Origin of the sequence: Paenibacillus sp. FSL K6-1318 (assembly GCF_037976905.1) — a bacterium.
In the GTDB taxonomy this organism is placed as follows: Bacteria; Bacillota; Bacilli; order Paenibacillales; family Paenibacillaceae; genus Paenibacillus; species Paenibacillus amylolyticus_A.
Map to the genome: position 1 here is coordinate 6,158,648 of NZ_CP150270.1, position 19,181 is coordinate 6,177,828.

The 19,181-nt window shown below is 48.5% G+C and carries 15 protein-coding genes; 6 read left to right on the forward strand and 9 right to left on the reverse strand.

All coding sequences use genetic code 11. The features are described 5' to 3' along the window. Positions 1-4: 4 nt before the first annotated feature. Complete coding sequence (locus NYE45_RS27670) at positions 5-850, forward strand: methyl-accepting chemotaxis protein (RefSeq protein WP_340014746.1); 846 nt, start codon at positions 5-7, stop codon at positions 848-850. Between the two features lie 206 nt (positions 851-1,056). On the opposite strand, the gene NYE45_RS27675 is transcribed toward NYE45_RS27670, so the two are convergent. After that, positions 1,057-1,668, reverse strand: coding sequence for a LysE/ArgO family amino acid transporter (locus tag NYE45_RS27675; RefSeq protein WP_340014747.1), 612 nt, complete (start codon positions 1,666-1,668; stop codon positions 1,057-1,059). Between the two features lie 132 nt (positions 1,669-1,800). Between NYE45_RS27675 and NYE45_RS27680 the strand changes: the two genes are divergently transcribed. Then, complete coding sequence (locus NYE45_RS27680; RefSeq protein WP_340014748.1) at positions 1,801-3,294, forward strand: PLP-dependent aminotransferase family protein; 1,494 nt, start codon at positions 1,801-1,803, stop codon at positions 3,292-3,294. Between the two features lie 155 nt (positions 3,295-3,449). On the opposite strand, the gene NYE45_RS27685 is transcribed toward NYE45_RS27680, so the two are convergent. From NYE45_RS27685 to NYE45_RS27710, 6 genes are all read right to left on the reverse strand, one after another. After that, positions 3,450-4,277, reverse strand: a complete 828-nt coding sequence (locus NYE45_RS27685) for a carbohydrate ABC transporter permease (protein ID WP_062836914.1) — start codon at positions 4,275-4,277, stop codon at positions 3,450-3,452. Further along, on the reverse strand, positions 4,274-5,158 hold the full coding sequence (locus NYE45_RS27690) for a sugar ABC transporter permease (RefSeq protein ID WP_017691891.1): 885 nt from the start codon (positions 5,156-5,158) through the stop codon (positions 4,274-4,276). Before NYE45_RS27690 ends, NYE45_RS27685 begins: the two co-directional genes overlap by 4 nt. Positions 5,159-5,338: 180 nt before the next feature. Next, entirely contained in the window at positions 5,339-6,619 is a 1,281-nt protein-coding gene (locus NYE45_RS27695) for an extracellular solute-binding protein (RefSeq protein WP_340014749.1), read from the reverse strand. A gap of 147 nt (positions 6,620-6,766) precedes the next feature. Then, entirely contained in the window at positions 6,767-7,867 is a 1,101-nt protein-coding gene (locus NYE45_RS27700; protein WP_340014750.1) for a response regulator, read from the reverse strand. Then, positions 7,864-9,654, reverse strand: a complete 1,791-nt coding sequence (locus NYE45_RS27705; RefSeq protein WP_340014751.1) for a sensor histidine kinase — start codon at positions 9,652-9,654, stop codon at positions 7,864-7,866. The genes NYE45_RS27700 and NYE45_RS27705 overlap by 4 nt, the downstream gene beginning before the upstream one ends. Positions 9,655-9,943: 289 nt before the next feature. Then, positions 9,944-11,947, reverse strand: a complete 2,004-nt coding sequence (locus NYE45_RS27710) for a beta-galactosidase (RefSeq protein ID WP_340014752.1) — start codon at positions 11,945-11,947, stop codon at positions 9,944-9,946. A gap of 275 nt (positions 11,948-12,222) precedes the next feature. Between NYE45_RS27710 and NYE45_RS27715 the strand changes: the two genes are divergently transcribed. Further along, the gene (locus NYE45_RS27715) at positions 12,223-13,167 is read left to right on the forward strand and encodes an AraC family transcriptional regulator (RefSeq protein WP_340014753.1); all 945 of its coding nucleotides are present in this window, start codon (positions 12,223-12,225) and stop codon (positions 13,165-13,167) included. Here the strand turns inward: NYE45_RS27715 and NYE45_RS27720 are convergent. Beyond that, positions 13,137-13,766, reverse strand: coding sequence for a molybdenum cofactor guanylyltransferase (locus tag NYE45_RS27720; RefSeq protein WP_340014754.1), 630 nt, complete (start codon positions 13,764-13,766; stop codon positions 13,137-13,139). The genes NYE45_RS27715 and NYE45_RS27720 overlap by 31 nt on opposite strands. 162 nt (positions 13,767-13,928) lie before the next feature. Between NYE45_RS27720 and NYE45_RS27725 the strand changes: the two genes are divergently transcribed. Continuing rightward, positions 13,929-15,122, forward strand: a complete 1,194-nt coding sequence (locus NYE45_RS27725) for an MFS transporter (RefSeq protein ID WP_340014755.1) — start codon at positions 13,929-13,931, stop codon at positions 15,120-15,122. Positions 15,123-16,073: 951 nt separating this feature from the next. Here the strand turns inward: NYE45_RS27725 and NYE45_RS27730 are convergent. Next, the gene (locus tag NYE45_RS27730) at positions 16,074-17,807 is read right to left on the reverse strand and encodes a glutamine--tRNA ligase/YqeY domain fusion protein (protein ID WP_340014756.1); all 1,734 of its coding nucleotides are present in this window, start codon (positions 17,805-17,807) and stop codon (positions 16,074-16,076) included. 448 nt (positions 17,808-18,255) lie between these two features. On the opposite strand from NYE45_RS27730, the gene NYE45_RS27735 reads away from it, so the two are divergent. Continuing rightward, the gene (locus NYE45_RS27735) at positions 18,256-18,513 is read left to right on the forward strand and encodes a DUF2164 domain-containing protein (protein ID WP_091012850.1); all 258 of its coding nucleotides are present in this window, start codon (positions 18,256-18,258) and stop codon (positions 18,511-18,513) included. 47 nt (positions 18,514-18,560) lie between these two features. Next, positions 18,561-19,109 carry a GNAT family protein gene (locus tag NYE45_RS27740; protein ID WP_124116580.1) on the forward strand — a complete coding sequence of 183 codons (549 nt, stop codon included), beginning with the start codon at positions 18,561-18,563 and terminating at the stop codon, positions 19,107-19,109. The last annotated feature ends 72 nt before the right edge of the window (positions 19,110-19,181 follow it).

A 19,181-nucleotide genomic window follows, 5' to 3' on the forward strand; every position in this document is an offset into this window, starting at 1 on the left:
GGAGATGACCATATTGAACATTGTTGAAGCACTCGTTGCAGCAAGCCCGTATTTTAAAATTATGCTGAAAGAACACGATATCATGATTGCAGTAACCGATACCGAGAAGTTCTGGTATTATGTTCCGAGCAACGAGCTTGATCTGGGCATCAAAGCAGGAGATATCATCTCGCCTGATGACCCTACACTCCGCCGAGCCCTGATACATGGCGAGACTTCAGCCAATCGCATTGATGCCAAATTCTATGGTACATCCATTGTTTCGGCAGCTACTCCACTTCGGGATGAGCAAGGAAATATCGCGGGCGCACTTGCCATCGGCTTCTCCCTTCAGAATGAGGAAAAACTGGAGCACTTCACCGAGCTGATCGGCGGAATCAGCGGCAGACTGACCGATATGGTACAGACGGTAGCTGCTCAATCTGAGCAATTGACGGCCTCCTCCACGCAGATTTTGGACAATACGCGCATGGCTGTGCAGAACTCAGGCGAGGTGAACAAGGTCGCCGCATTCATTCGCGAAATCTCAGAACAAACCAATCTGCTCGGCCTGAATGCGGCCATCGAAGCAGCACGAGCGGGTGAAGCAGGCGCAGGGTTCAGCGTCGTTGCATCCGAAGTGCGTAAACTTTCTACAGGTACCAAAGAAGCTACGGTGAATATCGAACGTTCCTTAAAGGATGTCCAGCATTCCATCCAACAGATGGAGCAGGAAATCACATCGATCTCACAGTCGAGCAACCAACAGGCTGTAATGGTAACCGAGTTCAGCGAGGTTATTGATCAGTTGAACAGCGTAAGCCGTGATCTGAAAGTGTTTATTGAATCCATGCTGCTGAAGGCAGAATAGATCCGATTACGATGACCTTAACTCAAATGACCAACCATATATAAGTGATGCAATACCGATACAATATCGAGCACTACATGTTCCCAACTCAATAACCAGATCAGCAAGCTATGCTGATCACCAAATTCAGCACTCATATTGAACTCCCCGCGCGATTACGTCACGGGGAGTTTTTTTATTTTGAGATGAGCCATATCACGGTCCTTCTAGGAATAAATGAGCTTCCACAGCATCATACATGCCAGCCCGACCATGACCACAGCGGACAACCGATTAAACACCAGACTAATGCGTCCAGTACGATCCGTTCTGCCAATTAACCTGCCCGCACCTGCAAGTCCCATGAACCATATCCACGATACAGCTGCGGCTGTCAGGGCAAAATACGTGCGCTCCACCCCTTCATACTGAAGTGAACTGGTGCCAATCACGGCAACCGTGTCCAGCAGAGCATGGGGATTGAGTAAAGATACCGATGCGGCGAACGCAATCTGTCGCCCTGCTGACATTACCGTCTGCGAACCTTCCACGGATTCGGACGACCTCCAAATACTCCATGCCATATAGAGCAGAAACAGGCTTCCCACTGCATACAACACATTCGCCAGAACTGGCCATTGCAGCAAAATGAGCGACACCCCTCCGACGGCTGCCCCGATCAACAACGTATCACTGACCCCTGCCGTTATTACAGCAGGTAGGGCATCAATATAACGCCTTTGTCTCATGCCTTGGTTAAAAATAAATACATTCTGCACACCCAGTGGCAAGATCAGGCCAAACGCCAGAACCACTGCGTGAATAACAACCTCCATCATTCTTCCCCCTCATCTCTGTATTCCATATTAGGGGAGATCATCCCTGACGTAACCAACCACTTGGATGGCATCAGACCCAACCAAATGATATAGTGTTCGTTACAAAGACAAACGGAGGTGATTCTGCCAGTTATGGAACGTTCTGATTCTCGGCTAAACATGGGGTGGAAGCCGAATCCTTCTCTCGACTTGCCCTTGTATCGCCAGATTGAAGCCTATGTTCGGCAGAAAATCACAACGGGCGAATGGTCAGCAGGCTACCGTCTCCCCTCACAGCGAATATGGGCTGAGTCCATGGGGGTGAACCGCAGTACATTGGTCACTGCCCTGGATAACCTGGCTGCCGCGGGTCTGATTGAGGGCAGACATGGCGGGGGAACATTTATCTCCGGCTCTGGTTGGCATGGCATGGCCCACGGAGCCATGCCCAACTGGAACGAAGCCATCGAGGAGGGCTGGTATTATCCCAACCTGCCCGAGATCCAGCAGATTAATCAGGCTGAATTCCGGCCTGGCATCATACGTCTTGGTACAGGGGAGCTTGCCCCGGAGCTGATGCCTCAGGATGCTTTTAACGACATTCTGTATGCCCTGTCCCATCGTTCTCGTACGCTCAACTACCTGGAACCTCAAGGAAGCATGGAGCTTCGTGAGGCTTTATCCGTCCATTTGCAGACGACTGGCATTCAGGCCTCTCCAGATTCCATACTGATCGTATCCGGCTCTCTTCAGGCACTGCACTTGATTTCGGTCGGACTGCTCCCTCGCGGATCAGCGGTTCTGCTGGAAAAACCATCGTATCTCTATTCGATTCACGCCTTTCAATCGGTAGGGTTGAAAATGAGTGGCATCCCGATGGATGACGAAGGATTGCATATTGCACGTCTGGAGGACGCGGCACAGCATGTAAAAGATCAGGATCACATCTCGCTTCTCTATACGATCCCGAGCTTTCACAATCCCACTGGCTCTGTCATGAGTGATCACCGCCGGGAAGAACTGATGAGCACCGCTCGGACATTAGGCACCTCCATACTGGAGGATGCTGCCTACAGTGATCTGTGGCTGGATAATCCTCCTCCGTCATCGCTGAAGGTGCGTGATCAGGAAGGACGGGTGCTGCATATGGGCACCCTGTCAAAGGCAGTCAGTCCCGGTCTGCGCCTCGGATGGCTGGTTGGGCCAGAACCGGTTATACGCCGACTTGCAGATATCAAGATGCAGACCGATTATGGTACCAGTTCGCTCGCCCAAGAAGCTGCTGCCCTATGGTTCGCCGAAGGACATCACGCAGGACACATGGATCGCCTTCGCCCTGAACTTCGCAAACGAAGAGACTTCATGCTGGATCTGTTACAACAGCACTTTCATGACATTGCGGAGTGGGAAATACCCGCTGGCGGGTTTTACATCTGGCTGCAATTCACTGTCTCTCCGCTCTCTATCCGCCAATTGTTCCATACCTGTCTGGAGCAAAATGTACTTATCCACCCGGGCTATCTGTATGACCGGCTGGATGCGAGTCACATTCGCCTCTCATACGCGTATGCTTCACCTGATGAGATGGAGCGTGGACTACAATGCTTGGCAGAGGCTGTCCACAGGCTCATGGATTCTGGCTCCTGACTTCGAATGTTGGTTCCTGAGTTCATAACGCTAATAGCCTTGACCTGAAAGGACCATGTCCTTCAGATCAAGGCTATTAGCTTAATTTTCGTAAGTGTATTCGAATACCAAAAGCGAATAGCTACCGGTGATGTTACGGGATTCCCTCGAATGTTCTACCCCTTTACAGCACCCTCCGCAATACCTTCCATAATGAACTTCTGGAAGAAAGCATAGATCAAGATAACCGGAATCGCAGTCAGTACCAGGGATGACAGAATCAACGGCCATTCCTTGTTGTATTCCCCAAACAGCATGTTCGTGGACAGAATCAGCGTATAACGATTCACATCGGTCAGCATGAGCAGTGGCAACAAGAAGTCATTCCAGATCCACAGGAAGTCCAGAATCGCGATGGTGACTGTGATCGGAAGCAAGAGCGGGAAAATAATCTGAAAGAACGTCTGGAACTCATTACATCCGTCAATCTGGGCTGACTCCTCCAACTCACGCGGAATGGACTTCACAAACCCGTGATAGAGGAAGATTGCCATGTTCACACCAAGCCCGATATAGATCAGGGCCAATCCGTACGTGCTTCCTTGTACACCCATGCCTTTGGCAACCCGTGTCAGCGGAATCATGATCGAGTGGAACGGCACCAGCATGGATGCGACAAACAGGAAGAAGATCAGATTGCTCAACCGGCCGGAGGTACGTGACAGCTTGTACCCCGCAAGTGAGGCACAGAAGACAATTCCCCCGATCCCCAGAAAGGATACAATTGCCGAGTTCATCGAACTGCCCAACAGATTGATTTTGTTAAACGCGTCCGAATAATTCTCCCAGTGCAACGTTGTTGGCAGCGCGATAAAGGATTGGAACATCTCACCTTGTGTTTTGAAAGAGTTCACCACCGCCATGTAGATCGGCAGCATGGCCACGAGAGAGCCCAGAATCAGCAGCAGTCGAATCAGATAGCTGTTCAGTCGTTGCATCCTCATGCTTCCACCTCTTTCTTCTTCATGACGGTGATCTGGATGAGTGTAAAGATGAGTACGATGATGAACAACACAACCGATTTGGCACTGGCATAGCCGTATCTGAAGTTGTTGGAGAACGCTTCTTCATAGATATTCATCGTGATCACCTGCGTGGCCCGGCCCGGTCCACCACCAGTCAGTCCATACACCACTTCGAACACTTTGAATGCTCCGTTCAGCGTCAGGAAGAAACAGATGGTCACGGCATGAGTAATCATCGGCAACACCACATTGCGCAGCACCTGGAATGCGTTGGCCCCATCAATGACAGCCGCTTCCTTGAGACTTTTCGGCACACCCTGGAGAGCAGCCAGATAGATGATCATCATATACCCCACACCGTTCCAGAGCGATACGATCAGAATGGAGTAAAATGAAAACTTCGGATCACCCAGCCATTGCTGGTCGAGGAACGAAAAAGCCAGTTTCTCTGCGAGCTGTGGCAGCACCTGAGAGAAGATGAAGGTCCACATGAAAGCACTGATGATCGTACTAATCATGTTAGGCATGAAGAACAGGGTCCGGAAGAGCCCTTTGCTGCGCGTCCGTGACTCAATTAATACGGCGAGCAGCAAGGCAATTCCATTTTGCAGAATCAGCATAAATATTACATATTTCATCGTGAACCACAGAGAGTTCAGAAAGTCGGGATCTTCTTTGAACAATTCCACGAAGTTGCCCAGACCGATAAAGCTGTAATCCCGATTGAGTCCGTTCCAATCCGTCAGGCTATAGAACATGCCACTAAACGTAGGGTACAGCAGGAAAATCGCATAGATGACAAAGGCAGGTGCAGTGAACGCGAGCAGTGACAGATACTTCTTGAACACATTCGTAGCCATTGGTTCTCCCCCTTTTCACTCGAAGCGGATGATCGTAAACGAGGGAACGAAGAACGTTCTGCCTGCTGTATCATCTGCTTGGAGACTGGGACGAAATAAAGTACCACTTAATTTGTTGACAACACTCTCAAACCCTTGAGAGTTGCCAACAAAAGCGGATACTCTATTCCTCACAGCTCCTTACTTGTTGACTTTGTTGTAGGATTTCCACGCCTTGTCGAGCGCATCGATAACCTGTTGTTGATTTAATTGCCCAGAGTAGTAGCCTTGCAACGCTTTTCCTGACTCGTCTTTCACCGCTTGAGGGATGGATGGGTCCTGATAGGCTTTACCTTCACTCACATATTTCTGGGCGTCATCTACCCATGGGAAGCTCTTGAAGTCATGGATCTTGGCAACCGGATTGAACTTGAGTGCTTCATAGAATGCACTTGAATCCTTGTCATCGAGAATGTAGTTCACGAAATCGAGTGCCACTTCTTTGTTCTTGCTAGATGACGATACTGCCAGTGAAGTAGAGGTACTCAGATTGATTTTGGTATCATCCGGATTGTCATTGATCGGCATTGGTGCTACACCGAAGTTCAAGTCCGGGTTGGACTTCAGAATGGTTTCGGCAAACCATGGTCCCTGAATCCACATTGCGGCGCTTCCTGAAGCAAAGGCTGCTGAACCATCATCTCCGCCCACTTCCAGTGCTTTATCCGTTCCATTCGCATTGACCAGATCGAAGATATCAAACAATGCTTTCATATCCGAGAAGGAACCCTGATCCTGATTCATCTTGTCGACAAAGTCTTTGTGCTCCGACTGAGTCAATGCACCCACAGTGAGTGGCAGGAATAATTGCGGAATCCAGGATTCTTTGTAGGACAGTTCAAACGGTGTGATGTTGGCTGCTTTGAGTTTCTCCACGACCGCTTTCATTTCCGTTAAAGTCGTCGGTATTTCAAGCCCCTGCTCTTCGAAAATATCTTTATTGTACAGATAGCCCCAAGATAACGTTTCCAATGGAACAGCCACGACTTTGCCCTCCGCATCCGTTACGGAAGGTTTGACTGAATCCAGCAACTTATCTACAAAAGGTTGGCCCGACAGATCTTCCAGATAACCAGCTTTGCTGAATGGTGGAATCTCGTTGACCGCATGCAGAGCGAACACATCCGGTGCATCATTGGAGGCGAGTCGTGTCTTCAGAATCTGAGGTGCATTGTCCGCTGGCGGCATCTCCAGTTGCACGTTCACCTCAATGTTTTTCTCTGCTTTCTCCTTGGCTTTGAACTGTTCTATATATTTATCGTAATGTTCTTTCAGCCGAGGTTGTGCAACGAATACTTTGAGTGATACCGTGCTGCCTGACGCCGATTCCTCCTGCCCATTGTCCGTTCCTGCATTGGAGCCGCAACCTGCGAGCAGAACACTGGCCAGTACCGCACTTGCTACGCTTTTCCATACTTTCATCTCTTATGACCTCCCGGTGTGTAACTGGTTTGTCTTTCATAGGCTCATTATATATCAGAAAATGAAAGCGCTTCATTGGACAAAATTAGACTCGTGTATTGGATTATTTTAAACCTTAATCCTGCCGCAAATGCTCTCTCGAACGACTCATTCCGTGCTACTGCTTGATATACGAGGTTGTCCCTTCCGCATCTCCCCCGGTGAAACTCCGAAATGCTTCTTGAATACCCGATAGAAGTAGGACACATCCTCATAACCCGCCATCTCGGCAATATGCTTGAACGGAATCTGTTCATCCATCACCCATTCCTTCGCTCGCGTCATACGTAACTGGACAACATAGTCGGTCACATTCACCTCATACTCTTTCTTGAATACCTTGCTGAGATATTCCTTACTGACAAAAAAGATCTGGGCGAGCTGCTCCAGCGTAATCATCTCCATGCAGTGTTGCTCAATGTATTGCTTCACCTCGTCTAGGTTCAGCTTGTTCTTGAATTTACGCTGTGCAATCAGCTGCTCCAAAGCCTGGTAGTACGGCGCAGATATCCAATCGATTGTGGATTCGATGGAAGCCAGCGCTGTCGAAGGAGGTAGCGCCGTTGCCACTGGGCGCTCGTACAAGCCATTGGATACGCACAGTTCATCCAACAACGCCTGTAGTTCATAGGCTACACGCCCAAGTTGCCGGGGCCTATGAATCTCGCATCGTTCCAGCTTCTGCTGCAATTGCAGGAACCATTCCCTCAGACTCTGAACGTTCAGGTCATTAAACCGCAAGCGAGCCTGCTGCTGAAACAAAGAGAAATCACCAGCGAACGCAGAGGGGTATGATTCCCATGATTCAGGTGCTGATTCAACCTTTTCCAACTCTTTTGCACATTTGGCCAATACACCATTCAGTTCATCCGGATTCACCGGTTTGAGCAGATAATCAGCAGCCCGATGCCGGATCGCATGTTTCGCATAATTGAAGTCGTCATATCCGCTCACCACGATCACCCTGATCTGTGGGTATTGTCCGCTCAGCGTCTGTAGCAGCTCCACACCGTCTGTGCCTGGCATGCGCATGTCCGTAATGATAATGTGAGGCTGATGCTGCTTGACCAGCTGTATGGCCTGCTCGCCATCCTCTGCCTCACCTGCAACAGTCATGCCGAGTTCATCCCAATCCCCGAGGTTGCGTAAAATATCCCGGTTCCACGGTTCGTCATCCACCAACAGCACTCTGTACAGCTCCTTATTCACAAGGCTTCGCCTCCTGTATTGCAGGGAATACGTACTGTAACGCTCGTCCCCTGTCCGTATTCACTTTCCATGCTCATCCCGTATTCAGGTCCAAAATGCATCACCATTCGTGAGGCCGCATTAACTAGCCCAATACTTGTACCCGAACTCCACACCCGATCTGCCTCCCAGGTAAGCCGCTCCAGTCTGGACTGCATCTCCGCTAGTTTCTCAGCATCCATACCCACGCCGTTATCATGAATTCGAATGGTTACATCTGTAGGTTCACAGACGACCTCAATGCCCAGTTTCCACTCGCCCTGCTTCTTCTCCAATCCATGTAAAAATGCATTCTCCACAATCGGTTGCAGAGACAACTTGGGAATATAACACGCCCGAAGTTCCCCGGTAATCTCGAGGGTATATTCGAGCCTGCCTCCAAAACGCTGCTTCTGAATCAGCATATAATGCTCCAGTTGGTCCAGCTCAGACTGTAGGGGCACAAGTCCATCCGGTGCTCGCACAATATAACGAAACATCTCGCTCAAGGCACGAATGACGTTGTAACTGTCTGCCGGTTTTTGCGAGTAGACCATGCCACCAATCATCTGCAACGTGTTTTGCAGGAAATGCGGATGGATCTGGGATTGCAGTGCTTTGAGCTCAGCCGTCTGCTTCTCCAGATTCATGAGGTAGTTGTCCCGAATATGTTCCCGAATACGACTAGCCATGCCGTGCAAGTTTTTCTCCAGCAGACCAATCTCATCTACCCGGCCGCTTCGTACCACTTCCCTGTCCTTGATCAGCTGGATACCCTTCATGGAATTCGCCAGTCTGACAATGGGCTTCGATGTACGCCAGGCCACGAACCCAGCTATTCCCACAGAGATGACGGTTGACAGGCCACCCACAACTAATCCATATTTCATCGTTTCCAAGGCACTTTCGTTAATGACATGGGCAGGTACAATCTTGATCACACGTAGTCCTGACGGCTCAATGGAATGAAAGAATACATATTCCTTGGCTGTACGGATAAACCCCGAACTGTCTTTCGTGCCTGCCAATTTCTCCAGTGCTTCAGCAGACGGCTGAATCTCTTGATTTGGCTGATAGACCGGACTTCCTGTGTTGTCCGCAATGTATACCGCATAGTCTCCCCGGCTATCCAGCAGCTCCAGGGTCTGGTTGAACTCAGCCCACTTGACCTCCAGACTGATAGCCCCAATCTGTGCCTGATCCTCGAAGCGGTTCATGCTGCGGGTCATATGAAACTTTTGTGGATCGTCCGGATCATTGATAATCGTAAAATCTTTATGTTGTGCAAAAAGTTCATGATATCCTTCCGGTATTTCCGATACCGCCTTGATGCGAGAATCCATGGAGTTGAAGGTGAACAGGGTGTCCAATTCCTTCAGGTAAAGCTCAACGCCAAATACATAATTGCCAGCGGAATAGTATACACTGTTGAGCATATTGAAAACGGCCTTCTGCTCATCGAATCGACTGGCTGCCGGCGCTTCCTGATTCAACGCCAGATATTGATGCAATTCGTCACTGATCTGAATGGAATAGATAATATTGTTCATACGGGCGAACTGTTCACCCAGATAGATGGAGGCCCAGTTCATATTGGCTCGGTTGGTCTCCATAATCTCTTCTTCCATGGAAGAGCGGGTATTCTCGGCTGCCATGGCGGTCATGGCAATGACGGGCAGCACGGCCAATAGCGTCATGGTCAGAATTAATTTATTGCGAATGCTGCGTTTGAAAGGATCTGTCAGCTTCCGATAACATTCGGTAAACACAGCGCATCCACTCCTGAGCTAAAATAGACAAACGCCCCAGCATGGAAGCCGAGGGCGCTTTGGTCTTTATATTCGTTTGGAAATGTTACAACTAATACTATTTACACGGACACTTCGATGGCAGAACAACCTTCGATCGCTGTTATCCCCAGATTTTTTCTGATTCCCTTTTTGAAAAGGGAAAATCTGGGGATAAAGGCGCACGCTTCGCTTCGTTAGGTTATTTCTGTCATCTCCGTTTTTTGTAAATTTATAGTTCAACATCCATTGCCTACTCTATTATTTCCTATTATTGTTCAATAATCCGTATGCCCCATGGCTCCAGTTCGATCTTCTCTCCCGCAGCAATCGGGGTTCCTGCCAGAAGTTCAGTTCCTTCCCCATAAGCATTCACGAAGGATGTGGCCTCATCTGCATAATTGAAATAGTAGCGAATCGTGTTCCCTTGGTCGTTCACACCTGTCTTCACAATGATAGGAAAAGCCAGCTCCTGATCAGCTCCCCATACGCCCGCTTCCTTCATGACACGTTCCAATACCTTACGGATCACCGTAGAACTGGTATAACAGCCGACATAGGTTGCTTTGCCTTTTCCATAGGCATTCTGGGTAATTGCCGCATATTCACCCCAATGTGCATGATCATACCAAGCGAGTACCTCAGCCGTTGTCGGTGTAATTAGTTCCATCCAGGTGTGAACCTGGTTTTGCTCCTCACCAACCTCGAATGGATCATCGCGCAGCGAGACATGTTTTGGCTCTACAAAAAGGTTATAGCTGATCCCGCATGCCTCACTGATCAGGCCGGGCTGGCGAGTAGAGCGTACCTTGATATGCTCATTCGCAAATCCGCTTTTGAACGAGTAGACGATATGTCCGCCATCCTGTACGAATTGATTTAATTTTTCCAGCAATGCATCCGAAGCAGCATACAGAGCAGGTACAACGAGCACATCATATTCCGCATAACTCTCAACCGATGGGTCGATGAGGTCACAGCCAATGTTCATCTTGTACAATTCATCGTACATCCAGCGCACCACGTCATTGTAGTTCTTGTCACTTGTGAAGTTAAAACCAAACCACTTAATTGATGTCAGGGCCTCATTGCTGAACAGCACCGCCACCCGATTCGTTTTCTTCAGATTCACAAGCTTTGGACTGAGGCGGGCAAAATCCCTGCCAATCGTCTTCGCTTCGTTGTACACCGGATTCGGTTCAAAGTCATGACTGAGCAATCCTTTCCAGTACGTCTCAAACGAATTGTGCAACGAATGCCAGTGCCAGTAGGCAACCATATTCGCTCCTGATGCCAGATGACTGAATGCCTGCAAACGCAGCTGTCCCGGATAGGGAACCCAATGCCAGAACGCCTGCGCTTCGGTCTCCAGTACAAGATAATTCGATTGTTTGGTGGAACGCGCCACATCCCCGCCGAATGAAATCTCAATGCCGGTCAGATCATCCTGGGAAGGATGGTAGATGTCCACACTGGTGATGTCAAAAGGTTTCGATGCGGCAAAATGGTCCACATCCCCTTGAATACCGTACGAATATCCACGCCAGTCGAAGTCGAAATTCTGGGTAACAAACTGTCCTTCCTGTTTGTATTCATTCACGATTCCCACTTGCCAAGCCAAAAAGTGGGTTACCAGCTGGCGCTGGAACTTGGCAAATTCAGCACCCAGACTGCCGTTGATCGTTCCTACAACAGACGGGAAGTCCTCCCAGCTATTGATCCGATTGCTCCAGTAGTCGAGGCCAAATTCCTTGTTAAGCTCATCCAGGGAGCTGAATTTGTTACGCATGTATTTGACGAATTGCAGTTGTACATTATCTCCTGCGGTGTTGTAATGCTTCGTCTCGTTATCTGTCTGATAACCGATTACTGCTGGATGTGTGCTCACTCGAGAGATCAGCTTGCGGATGATCCGCTCGGCATAGAATAGATAGGTTGGGTGTGTAATATCCATGATCTGTCTTGCGCCGTATTTGCCAGGTCCCTGTGAGGTGGTAGCCAGCACGTCCGGATGTTCCTTCACCATCCATGTAGGAACAGCATACGTTGGTGTCCCTACGATGACCTGAATCCCTGCCTCATGCATGGCATCCAGCACACGATCCACGGAAGAGAAGTCAAATACGCCATTTTGCGGTTCATGGGTACTCCAGGTTGATTCTGCAATGCGGACCACGTTGATCCCTGCATCCTTCATCATCTGAATGTCCTTGTCCAATCTTTCGTAAGGCATATATTCATCATAGTAGGCTACGCCATATAATAATTTGTCCATGATTTAATCTCCTTTTTAGGTGGAAAATATAATGATCCTGACGTGTGCACGAGTTGACATATTCCAATCCACAATGGTAGCGTTTACATTATTATCGGTTAAAGAACTTGGATTGTTCAGTAACCCCTTCAAACGCTGATACGCGCCATGGATTATCCATGCTCGCGTTAAACTGATTATAATGAAGTATACTAAGGGTGCCGATTGTACAAGGCGAGTTGTTTTTACCCTTTTCCGAGGTGAATGTTATGGATATCCGATCACAGCTCCGAGAAATGCCTCACCATACGCTGGCTCACTGGCTGCCTATTATCGACTGTAACATCAAATTCTATGGCGCGCACAGCCAACAAGTTCCATATGGATGGGCGATGCCGGAGGAATCACATCCGGGCTTTGAGATTATGTTGATTATCGAAGGCACACAAGAAAGCGTGATTCATGGTTATACCTATACCGTAGAGGAAGGTTCCATTCTTCTCATTCCTCCCGGGTTCAAGCATACGAATCAATGTGTATCCACGGAAGGCATGACTTATTTTAGCGCTCATTTTAATGTGGATGATCCGGTCTTCACTCTGAAGCTGATGTCACAGCATAGCCAAATCTACGCAGCAGGTACGATAGATAACAGGAAGATGCGCGTTGTGCTGGAGAGCTGGATGGGCATGATTAACGTATCTGAGGCCTATACATCCACCGACAAAATGATCATGCAGGCACGCATGTTTGAACTGTTCGCCCTGTTGTCCCAAGCCGCTGATAACCAACCGGAGGCCACTTCTTCCGTTGCTGCTTCACACACGCCAGCCCCTACAGCCATGCATTATGCAGGAGCCATAGCCGAGGCGATCAAGCAGGCCTTCTATGCCCAGCTTCGAACCAAGGAAGACAGTGTATCCACGGTCAAAGTAGAGCATATTATCTCCTCGTTTGGCATAAGCCCGGGATATGGTTTGCAGGTTTTTCGCAAAGTGTATGGGCGATCGCCCAGGGCTTACCTGTCCAGTTTGAAGTTGCAGGAGGCCAAAGTGCTGATTGAACAGCCAGAGCTGTCGCTTGGTGAAATTGCGTGGAAGCTCGGTTACACCCACCTGTCTCATTTCAGCAGACAATTCAAACGTTGGACGGGCCAAAGCCCGCTTCAATATCGCAATCATCATGCAGATGCATCTGGCGATCCTGTATCTTACAGATCTGAATCGAGTCCAGAATCTTGATTGCGGATACGTTCGTAGTCTTCTGGCGTGTTCATATTACTCAATTGCATCGCAACTTGATGAACGCCCGCTCTCTCAAGCTCTTCGGCTTCGACATAGCGGCAACCGATCTCTTCAAGCCATCGCATGACTCGAAGATGATCCTGCATCAGGCGCTGCTCCAGATCAGGGAGCACTTGCCTGTGATACACACCTGCAAGCGGATGGACACGCCCATCCACGCGTGGAACGATAGCAGAATAAGAATCATGTGACTCCGCCAGCTTTTTTATCCCATCAAAGAAGGACGTTTGCAGGAGCGGCATATCGCAGGCGCAGACCAGATTCCATTCCGTACCGGAAGCCTCCAAGGCCGCGTGAAGACCCGCGAGCGGTCCCTTCCCCGGATAGTGATCCTGGACGCAGTCGTAGCCCATTTCGCCGTAGGTTGTCACGTTGGGTCCAGCAGCCACGATGATACGGGATACTGCGGGTCTCATGGCTTTTGTGACATGTTGCAGTATAACGGAACCGTTCAGTTCCAGCATGGCCTTGTTGGTTCCCATGCGACTGGATAAACCTCCTGCCAATATGATGCCTGTCCATTCCCTCACGCTCATGATGTATTGCTCCCTTCTGGTAACGATGTAGGCTTGTTATATCAATCGATCAACATTTTCTATAGATTGAATCCCCTTTCAACAAATGATACATTGAACAATATGCATTTGAAAGGAATGGCTTAATTGGACAGACCTGTACCTTCAAGAGGCAATCCCTCATTGGTTTCTCTGAAACTATATAACTTTTTCATATATGGCGCCATTTCTATCTTCGCCGGATTCCTGCAGCTCTACCTGCAGGAGATCGGTATGACCAAACTGGAGATTGGCAGTCTGATGGCGATTGGACCCTTCGTATCCTTGTTCGCCAATCCGTTCTGGGGCTTCTGGAGCGATAAATCTCGCAATATTCGTATCATCCTGATGATTATGATGGGAGGCACATTTGTGCTCGCCCAGGGTGTGTTCTATGCGCCCAGTTATACGTGGATCTATGTAGCCATGATATTCTTTTATTTTTTTCAAAGTCCATTATTCGCCCAAACGAACAGTCTGATTCTCGGATATATCGATGGTACAAGCCAGAAATTTGGGGCATTCCGGCTCTGGGGTTCTCTCGGTTGGGCGCTGACTGCTGTCGCTGCCGGACCGCTCATTGACCGTTTTGGCATCGGCAGTGTATCCATTATATTTGCGTGCATGATTGCCGCAGCCTTTGTATTGTCCGTATTTCTGCCCAGACAGCCCATCGCTTCGGATACACCCGTGGTTACTTTCCGCCGGTTTGGCAAAGTCATGTTCAATCCGTATTTTATGACATTTATCGGCCTGGGTGTACTCGTCTCGGTGCCCAATGCGATGAACAGTACATTTATGTCGCTATATATTGTAGAAATGGGTGGCGACAAACAGATGGTCGGCTGGGCCATCTTCACCTCATCCATTCTCGAAGTCGGTGTATTCCTGCTGCTCGACCGCTTGCTCAAACGCAAAATGAGCATGCTCCTGGCATCGCTCATCCTGATCAGCCTGCTGTTTGCACTGCGCTGGCAGCTCATGGCACTAGCTACCAATCCGATGGAGATTGTATTCATTCAGCTGATGCACTCCATTACGTTCGGTGGGTACTTCTATGTAGGCACACAGCTGACCATGCTGTTCATCCCAAGACCTTATCGTTCCTCCGGTCAAGCGGTCTACACGATGGCCTGGGGCGGTCTCTCCGGGGTGATTGCCGGTCTGTTTGGGGGCTGGTTGTTCCAGAGCTTCGGTGCGGAGATCATGTATAGCATCGGCGTATTCTTCTCGCTCATCGGCGCTGTTGGATTCGGTATCATGTGGTTATCGAATCGCCGCAACGGCTATCAGCCGGTTGTGTTGACGGAGATGGGTAATATGGATGAGGACAGATAGTCTTTTGTTAGAAAAATTGAAAGATTGATTTACACAAGAGCACTACGATGACAGAAGAATCTTTCGATCGCTGTTATCCCCGGATTTTTTGATTCCCTTTTCAAAGGGTAAAATCCAGGGATAAGCGTATGCTTCCGATGTAGCTTTCTTTCAGAAAGCTTTTAGGCGAACGCTCCGCTTCTTCAGGTTATTTCTGTCCTCTCCGTTATCGTGTGAATTAACGTTCAAACATGCAAACAAAAGATTATGGATAGTAGTAAAGAAGAACAGAGAAAGGGGCGCTCTCGACTTAATGCCCCTCACCTTGCACAGTTCCAGACCGAACTGTACCCACTAAAACTTAATAGTGGCAAGATACATTAGTAGCTCCTAGTTCGTACTCCGATCCAGTCCTCCCTGTATCTCAAACTAACTTTACAACAGGCAATATAACTTATCCCGAGCTTTCGGTTCTTATAACTCTCCTCACTTTCATTTATAATCCCTTTTCTCTCAACACAGCACTGCTTTTAATTCTAACGAACCTTAGACGCCTTATTTGCAGCAATTTCACGATATGCTAAAGCTAAGGAACCTCAGCCACCTTATTTTGCATAAAAGAAGTTAAAAACCCCAAAAAGACAGGCCAAGCGAGGAAATAAGGTGTCTACGACTCGTTACGTTGCTGGAATGCCGAAATACACTTAAATAGCGTGCCCTCGGTTCGTTAGATTTTTACTACATGCGCACATGTATGCTTCAGCTCATGTTCATGTTCATGTTCATGTTCATGTTCATGTTCATGTTCATGTTCATGCAAAATTGTATTACTACGTCTAAAACTGGACCTGGCTAGATCCAGAAAAACAAAAGGGCATCCTTCGTCATGATCATGACGAAGGATGCCCTTCATTTAACTTTTAACTTGGCTGCTTACCACTGGTGAACAGACCTTAACTTTTTCCTGCGGCCTTATGCCTTCGGCAGTTGGAATGAGCTTTTTAGGGATACGACCCGGTTAAATACTGGGCGTCCTGGCTCGGAGTGTTTCGGATCTACACTAAAGTAACCGTGACGGAAGAATTGGAATTTATCCTGAGCATTCGCTTCTTTCATCTCTTGTTCCACAAACCCGTTAACAATCTCAAGGGAGTTCGGGTTCAATTGATCCAGGAACGTTTTCTCCGGTTGCTCTTCCACAACCTCAGATTCAGCCCCAGCTACTGCCACTTCCACCTCTGCTTCCGGTGCTTCATCCAAGATCAAAGGCTCATACAGACGGAATTCAGCAGGTACTGCTTGAGTCGCTTCTACCCAGTGGATCGTTCCTTTTACTTTACGGCCAGTGAAGCCACTGCCGCTCTTTGTTTCTACATCGTAGGTACAATGAATCTCGGTCACATTACCTTCTGCATCCTTGATTACATCGTTACATTTGATGAAGTATGCATGTTTCAGACGAACTTCGTTGCCAGGGAACAAACGGAAGTATTTGTTCGGTGGATTTTCCATGAAATCGTCTTGTTCAATATAAATCTCACGGGAGAACGGAATTTGGCGATTGCCCATCTCTGGGTTCTCCACATTATTCTCTGCTTCAAGCCATTCCACTTCCCCTTCAGGGTAGTTGGTAATGACCACTTTGAGCGGGTGCAGGACAGCCATCGTGCGCGGAGCTTTCAGTTTCAAGTCTTCACGTACAAAGTGCTCCAGCGTTTGCAGGTCGATAACCCCTTGGCTCTTCGAAATGCCTGTCTCAAATACGAAATCACGAATGGCTTCCGGTGTATATCCCCGGCGGCGCAGACCCGAAATTGTCGGCATACGTGGATCATCCCATCCATCCACATGGCCTTCGTCCACGAGCAGTTTCAGTTTCCGCTTACTTGTCACCATCTGGGACAGGTTCAGGCGGCCGAATTCGTATTGACGTGGTTGGCTCTCCATCTCACATTCCGCAATAACCCAATCATAGAACGGGCGTTGATCCTCGAACTCCAGGGAGCAGAGGGAATGCGTTACACCTTCAATTGCATCTTCAAGCGGGTGAGCAAAGGCGTACATCGGATAGATACACCATTTGTCGCCGGTGTTATGATGGTGTGCATGTGAAATCCGGTAAATAACCGGATCGCGCAGGTTGATATTCGGTGCAGACATATCGATTTTGGCGCGCAGCACTTTCTCCCCGTTCTTGAATTCGCCTGCACGCATGCGTGTGAACAGGTCGAGATTCTCTTCCACCGAACGATCACGGTACGGGCTGTTCTTGCCCGGCTCCGTCAGCGTTCCGCGCATTTCACGGATTTCGTCGGCGCTTTGGTCGTCGATGTAGGCTTTTCCTTTTTCAATCAACAAGACAGCACGCTTGTACATCTCATCAAAATAATCCGAGGCAAAACGTTTCTCGTTCCACTCGTATCCGAGCCATTTCACGTCTTCCTGGATGGATTGAACGTACTCTACATCTTCCTTGACCGGGTTCGTGTCATCAAAGCGCAGATTCGTTTTGCCGCCAAATTCGCCGCCCAGCGTAAAGTTAATCCAGATCGCCTTGGCATGGCCGATATGCAGATAACCGTTCGGTTCCGGAGGAAAACGGGTAATAACTTCCTGGACTTTCCCTGACCGGAGATCTTCGGTAATAATATTTTTGATAAAGTTAGGTGGGGTTGTACGATTGTCCACAGGTATCAAACCTTTCATGAATTGATTGGAGCTTTCGGGAATTGCAGCAATTCCGGCTATAATTCCTTTATAACGAAGTCATTTCCTGAAAAAAACTGTTTTCTTGGAAAGTTTCGTACGCGTTTCATTTAAATATACCTTTAACGGGGGAGGAGTTCAATAAAGAACGGCACCAAAGTCAGGATCAGCCGTGCATAAATAGGCCCAAAACCATTTTGACGGGTTCGCTCGAATCATGTAGCATGATAGTAAAAGTACGTGTTCAAAAAGTCTGGTTTTCAGTACCAAGAAGATGGAATGAAGCTAGAAATGGAGTAGCGGAGCGTAGGAAAACTACGTGAGCAACGGACATTTCGGCTGAATTTCAACTTCGATGCTGATGATGCCGTAAGGCATTATTCGTAATCAAAAGCGGACTTTTTGAACAACCCCTAAAAACAAATTAAAGGGAGGGTTTCCCATTCCAATGAACTCGCTTAAACTGACCAAAGAACAGCAGGATGAAGCCATTCGCACCATCCAGTCGTATTTTGAAGAGGAACGTGGCGAAGAACTGGGTGATCTGGCCGCTTGGGGTGTCCTCGACCTGTTCATGACACAGCTCGCTCCCTACATATATAATCAGGCACTCCGTGATGCACGCACAACGGTTAATCAACGCATGGCCTCGATGGAAGAAGACCTGTTTGCACTGGAGCAAAAGTTGCCCAAGACTTCCCGTTAATCCACTACAAATAAACCTACACTATACAAAGAAAGAAGGTTGCATTCATGTTTACCTATTCATTGGATGAATATACCGAACTCCGGCCACTGGCCATGGAACACACCAAACCGCTGTTCGAACTGACGGATCGTTCGCGGGATCAACTGAGACATTGGTTGCCGTGGGTGGATCATGTGACAGAAGTGGAACACACCTCGAACTTCATTACCAACGCGTTAAAACAAGGTGCTGAGAATGGCGGCTTCACCGCCGGAGTATGGTTAAAAGGGGATCTTGCCGGCGTCATCGGATTCCACGAGATTAACTGGACCAACCGCTCGGTGAGCATCGGATACTGGCTTGGAAAAGGCTTTGAGGGTCAAGGCTTGATGACAAGCGCTTGTCGCGTTCTGGTAGACTATGCATTGGTGACCCTGGATCTGAATCGCGTCGAGATTCGCTCGGCAACGAACAATAAACGGAGTCGCGCTATCCCTGAAAGACTCGGATTTGTTCTCGAAGGTGTCATTCGTCAGGCAGAGAAGCTACCTAAAGGATACGTGAACCATGCAGTATACGGCATGCTTCAGCATGAATGGGAACTTTTGCGCTAATTCGCTTACATAATGAATCGGGAGTGATCTCTCCCAACATAATGGATCAACACGAATACCCTCGATCTCCAC

Excerpts from the sequence above, each read along its gene's own strand:
- NYE45_RS27720 (WP_340014754.1), bottom strand. The coding sequence starts at position 13,766 with ATGAGCGTGAGGGAATGGACAGGCATCATATTGGCAGGAGGTTTATCC.
- NYE45_RS27685 (WP_062836914.1), bottom strand. The coding sequence starts at position 4,277 with ATGAGGATGCAACGACTGAACAGCTATCTGATTCGACTGCTGCTGATT.
- NYE45_RS27680 (WP_340014748.1), top strand. The coding sequence starts at position 1,801 with ATGGAACGTTCTGATTCTCGGCTAAACATGGGGTGGAAGCCGAATCCT.
- NYE45_RS27730 (WP_340014756.1), bottom strand. The coding sequence starts at position 17,807 with ATGAAAGGTTTGATACCTGTGGACAATCGTACAACCCCACCTAACTTT.
- NYE45_RS27710 (WP_340014752.1), bottom strand. The coding sequence starts at position 11,947 with ATGGACAAATTATTATATGGCGTAGCCTACTATGATGAATATATGCCT.
- NYE45_RS27715 (WP_340014753.1), top strand. The coding sequence starts at position 12,223 with ATGCCTCACCATACGCTGGCTCACTGGCTGCCTATTATCGACTGTAAC.
- NYE45_RS27695 (WP_340014749.1), bottom strand. The coding sequence starts at position 6,619 with ATGAAAGTATGGAAAAGCGTAGCAAGTGCGGTACTGGCCAGTGTTCTG.
- NYE45_RS27690 (WP_017691891.1), bottom strand. The coding sequence starts at position 5,158 with ATGGCTACGAATGTGTTCAAGAAGTATCTGTCACTGCTCGCGTTCACT.
- NYE45_RS27735 (WP_091012850.1), top strand. The coding sequence starts at position 18,256 with ATGAACTCGCTTAAACTGACCAAAGAACAGCAGGATGAAGCCATTCGC.
- NYE45_RS27670 (WP_340014746.1), top strand. The coding sequence starts at position 5 with ATGACCATATTGAACATTGTTGAAGCACTCGTTGCAGCAAGCCCGTAT.
- NYE45_RS27740 (WP_124116580.1), top strand. The coding sequence starts at position 18,561 with ATGTTTACCTATTCATTGGATGAATATACCGAACTCCGGCCACTGGCC.
- NYE45_RS27675 (WP_340014747.1), bottom strand. The coding sequence starts at position 1,668 with ATGATGGAGGTTGTTATTCACGCAGTGGTTCTGGCGTTTGGCCTGATC.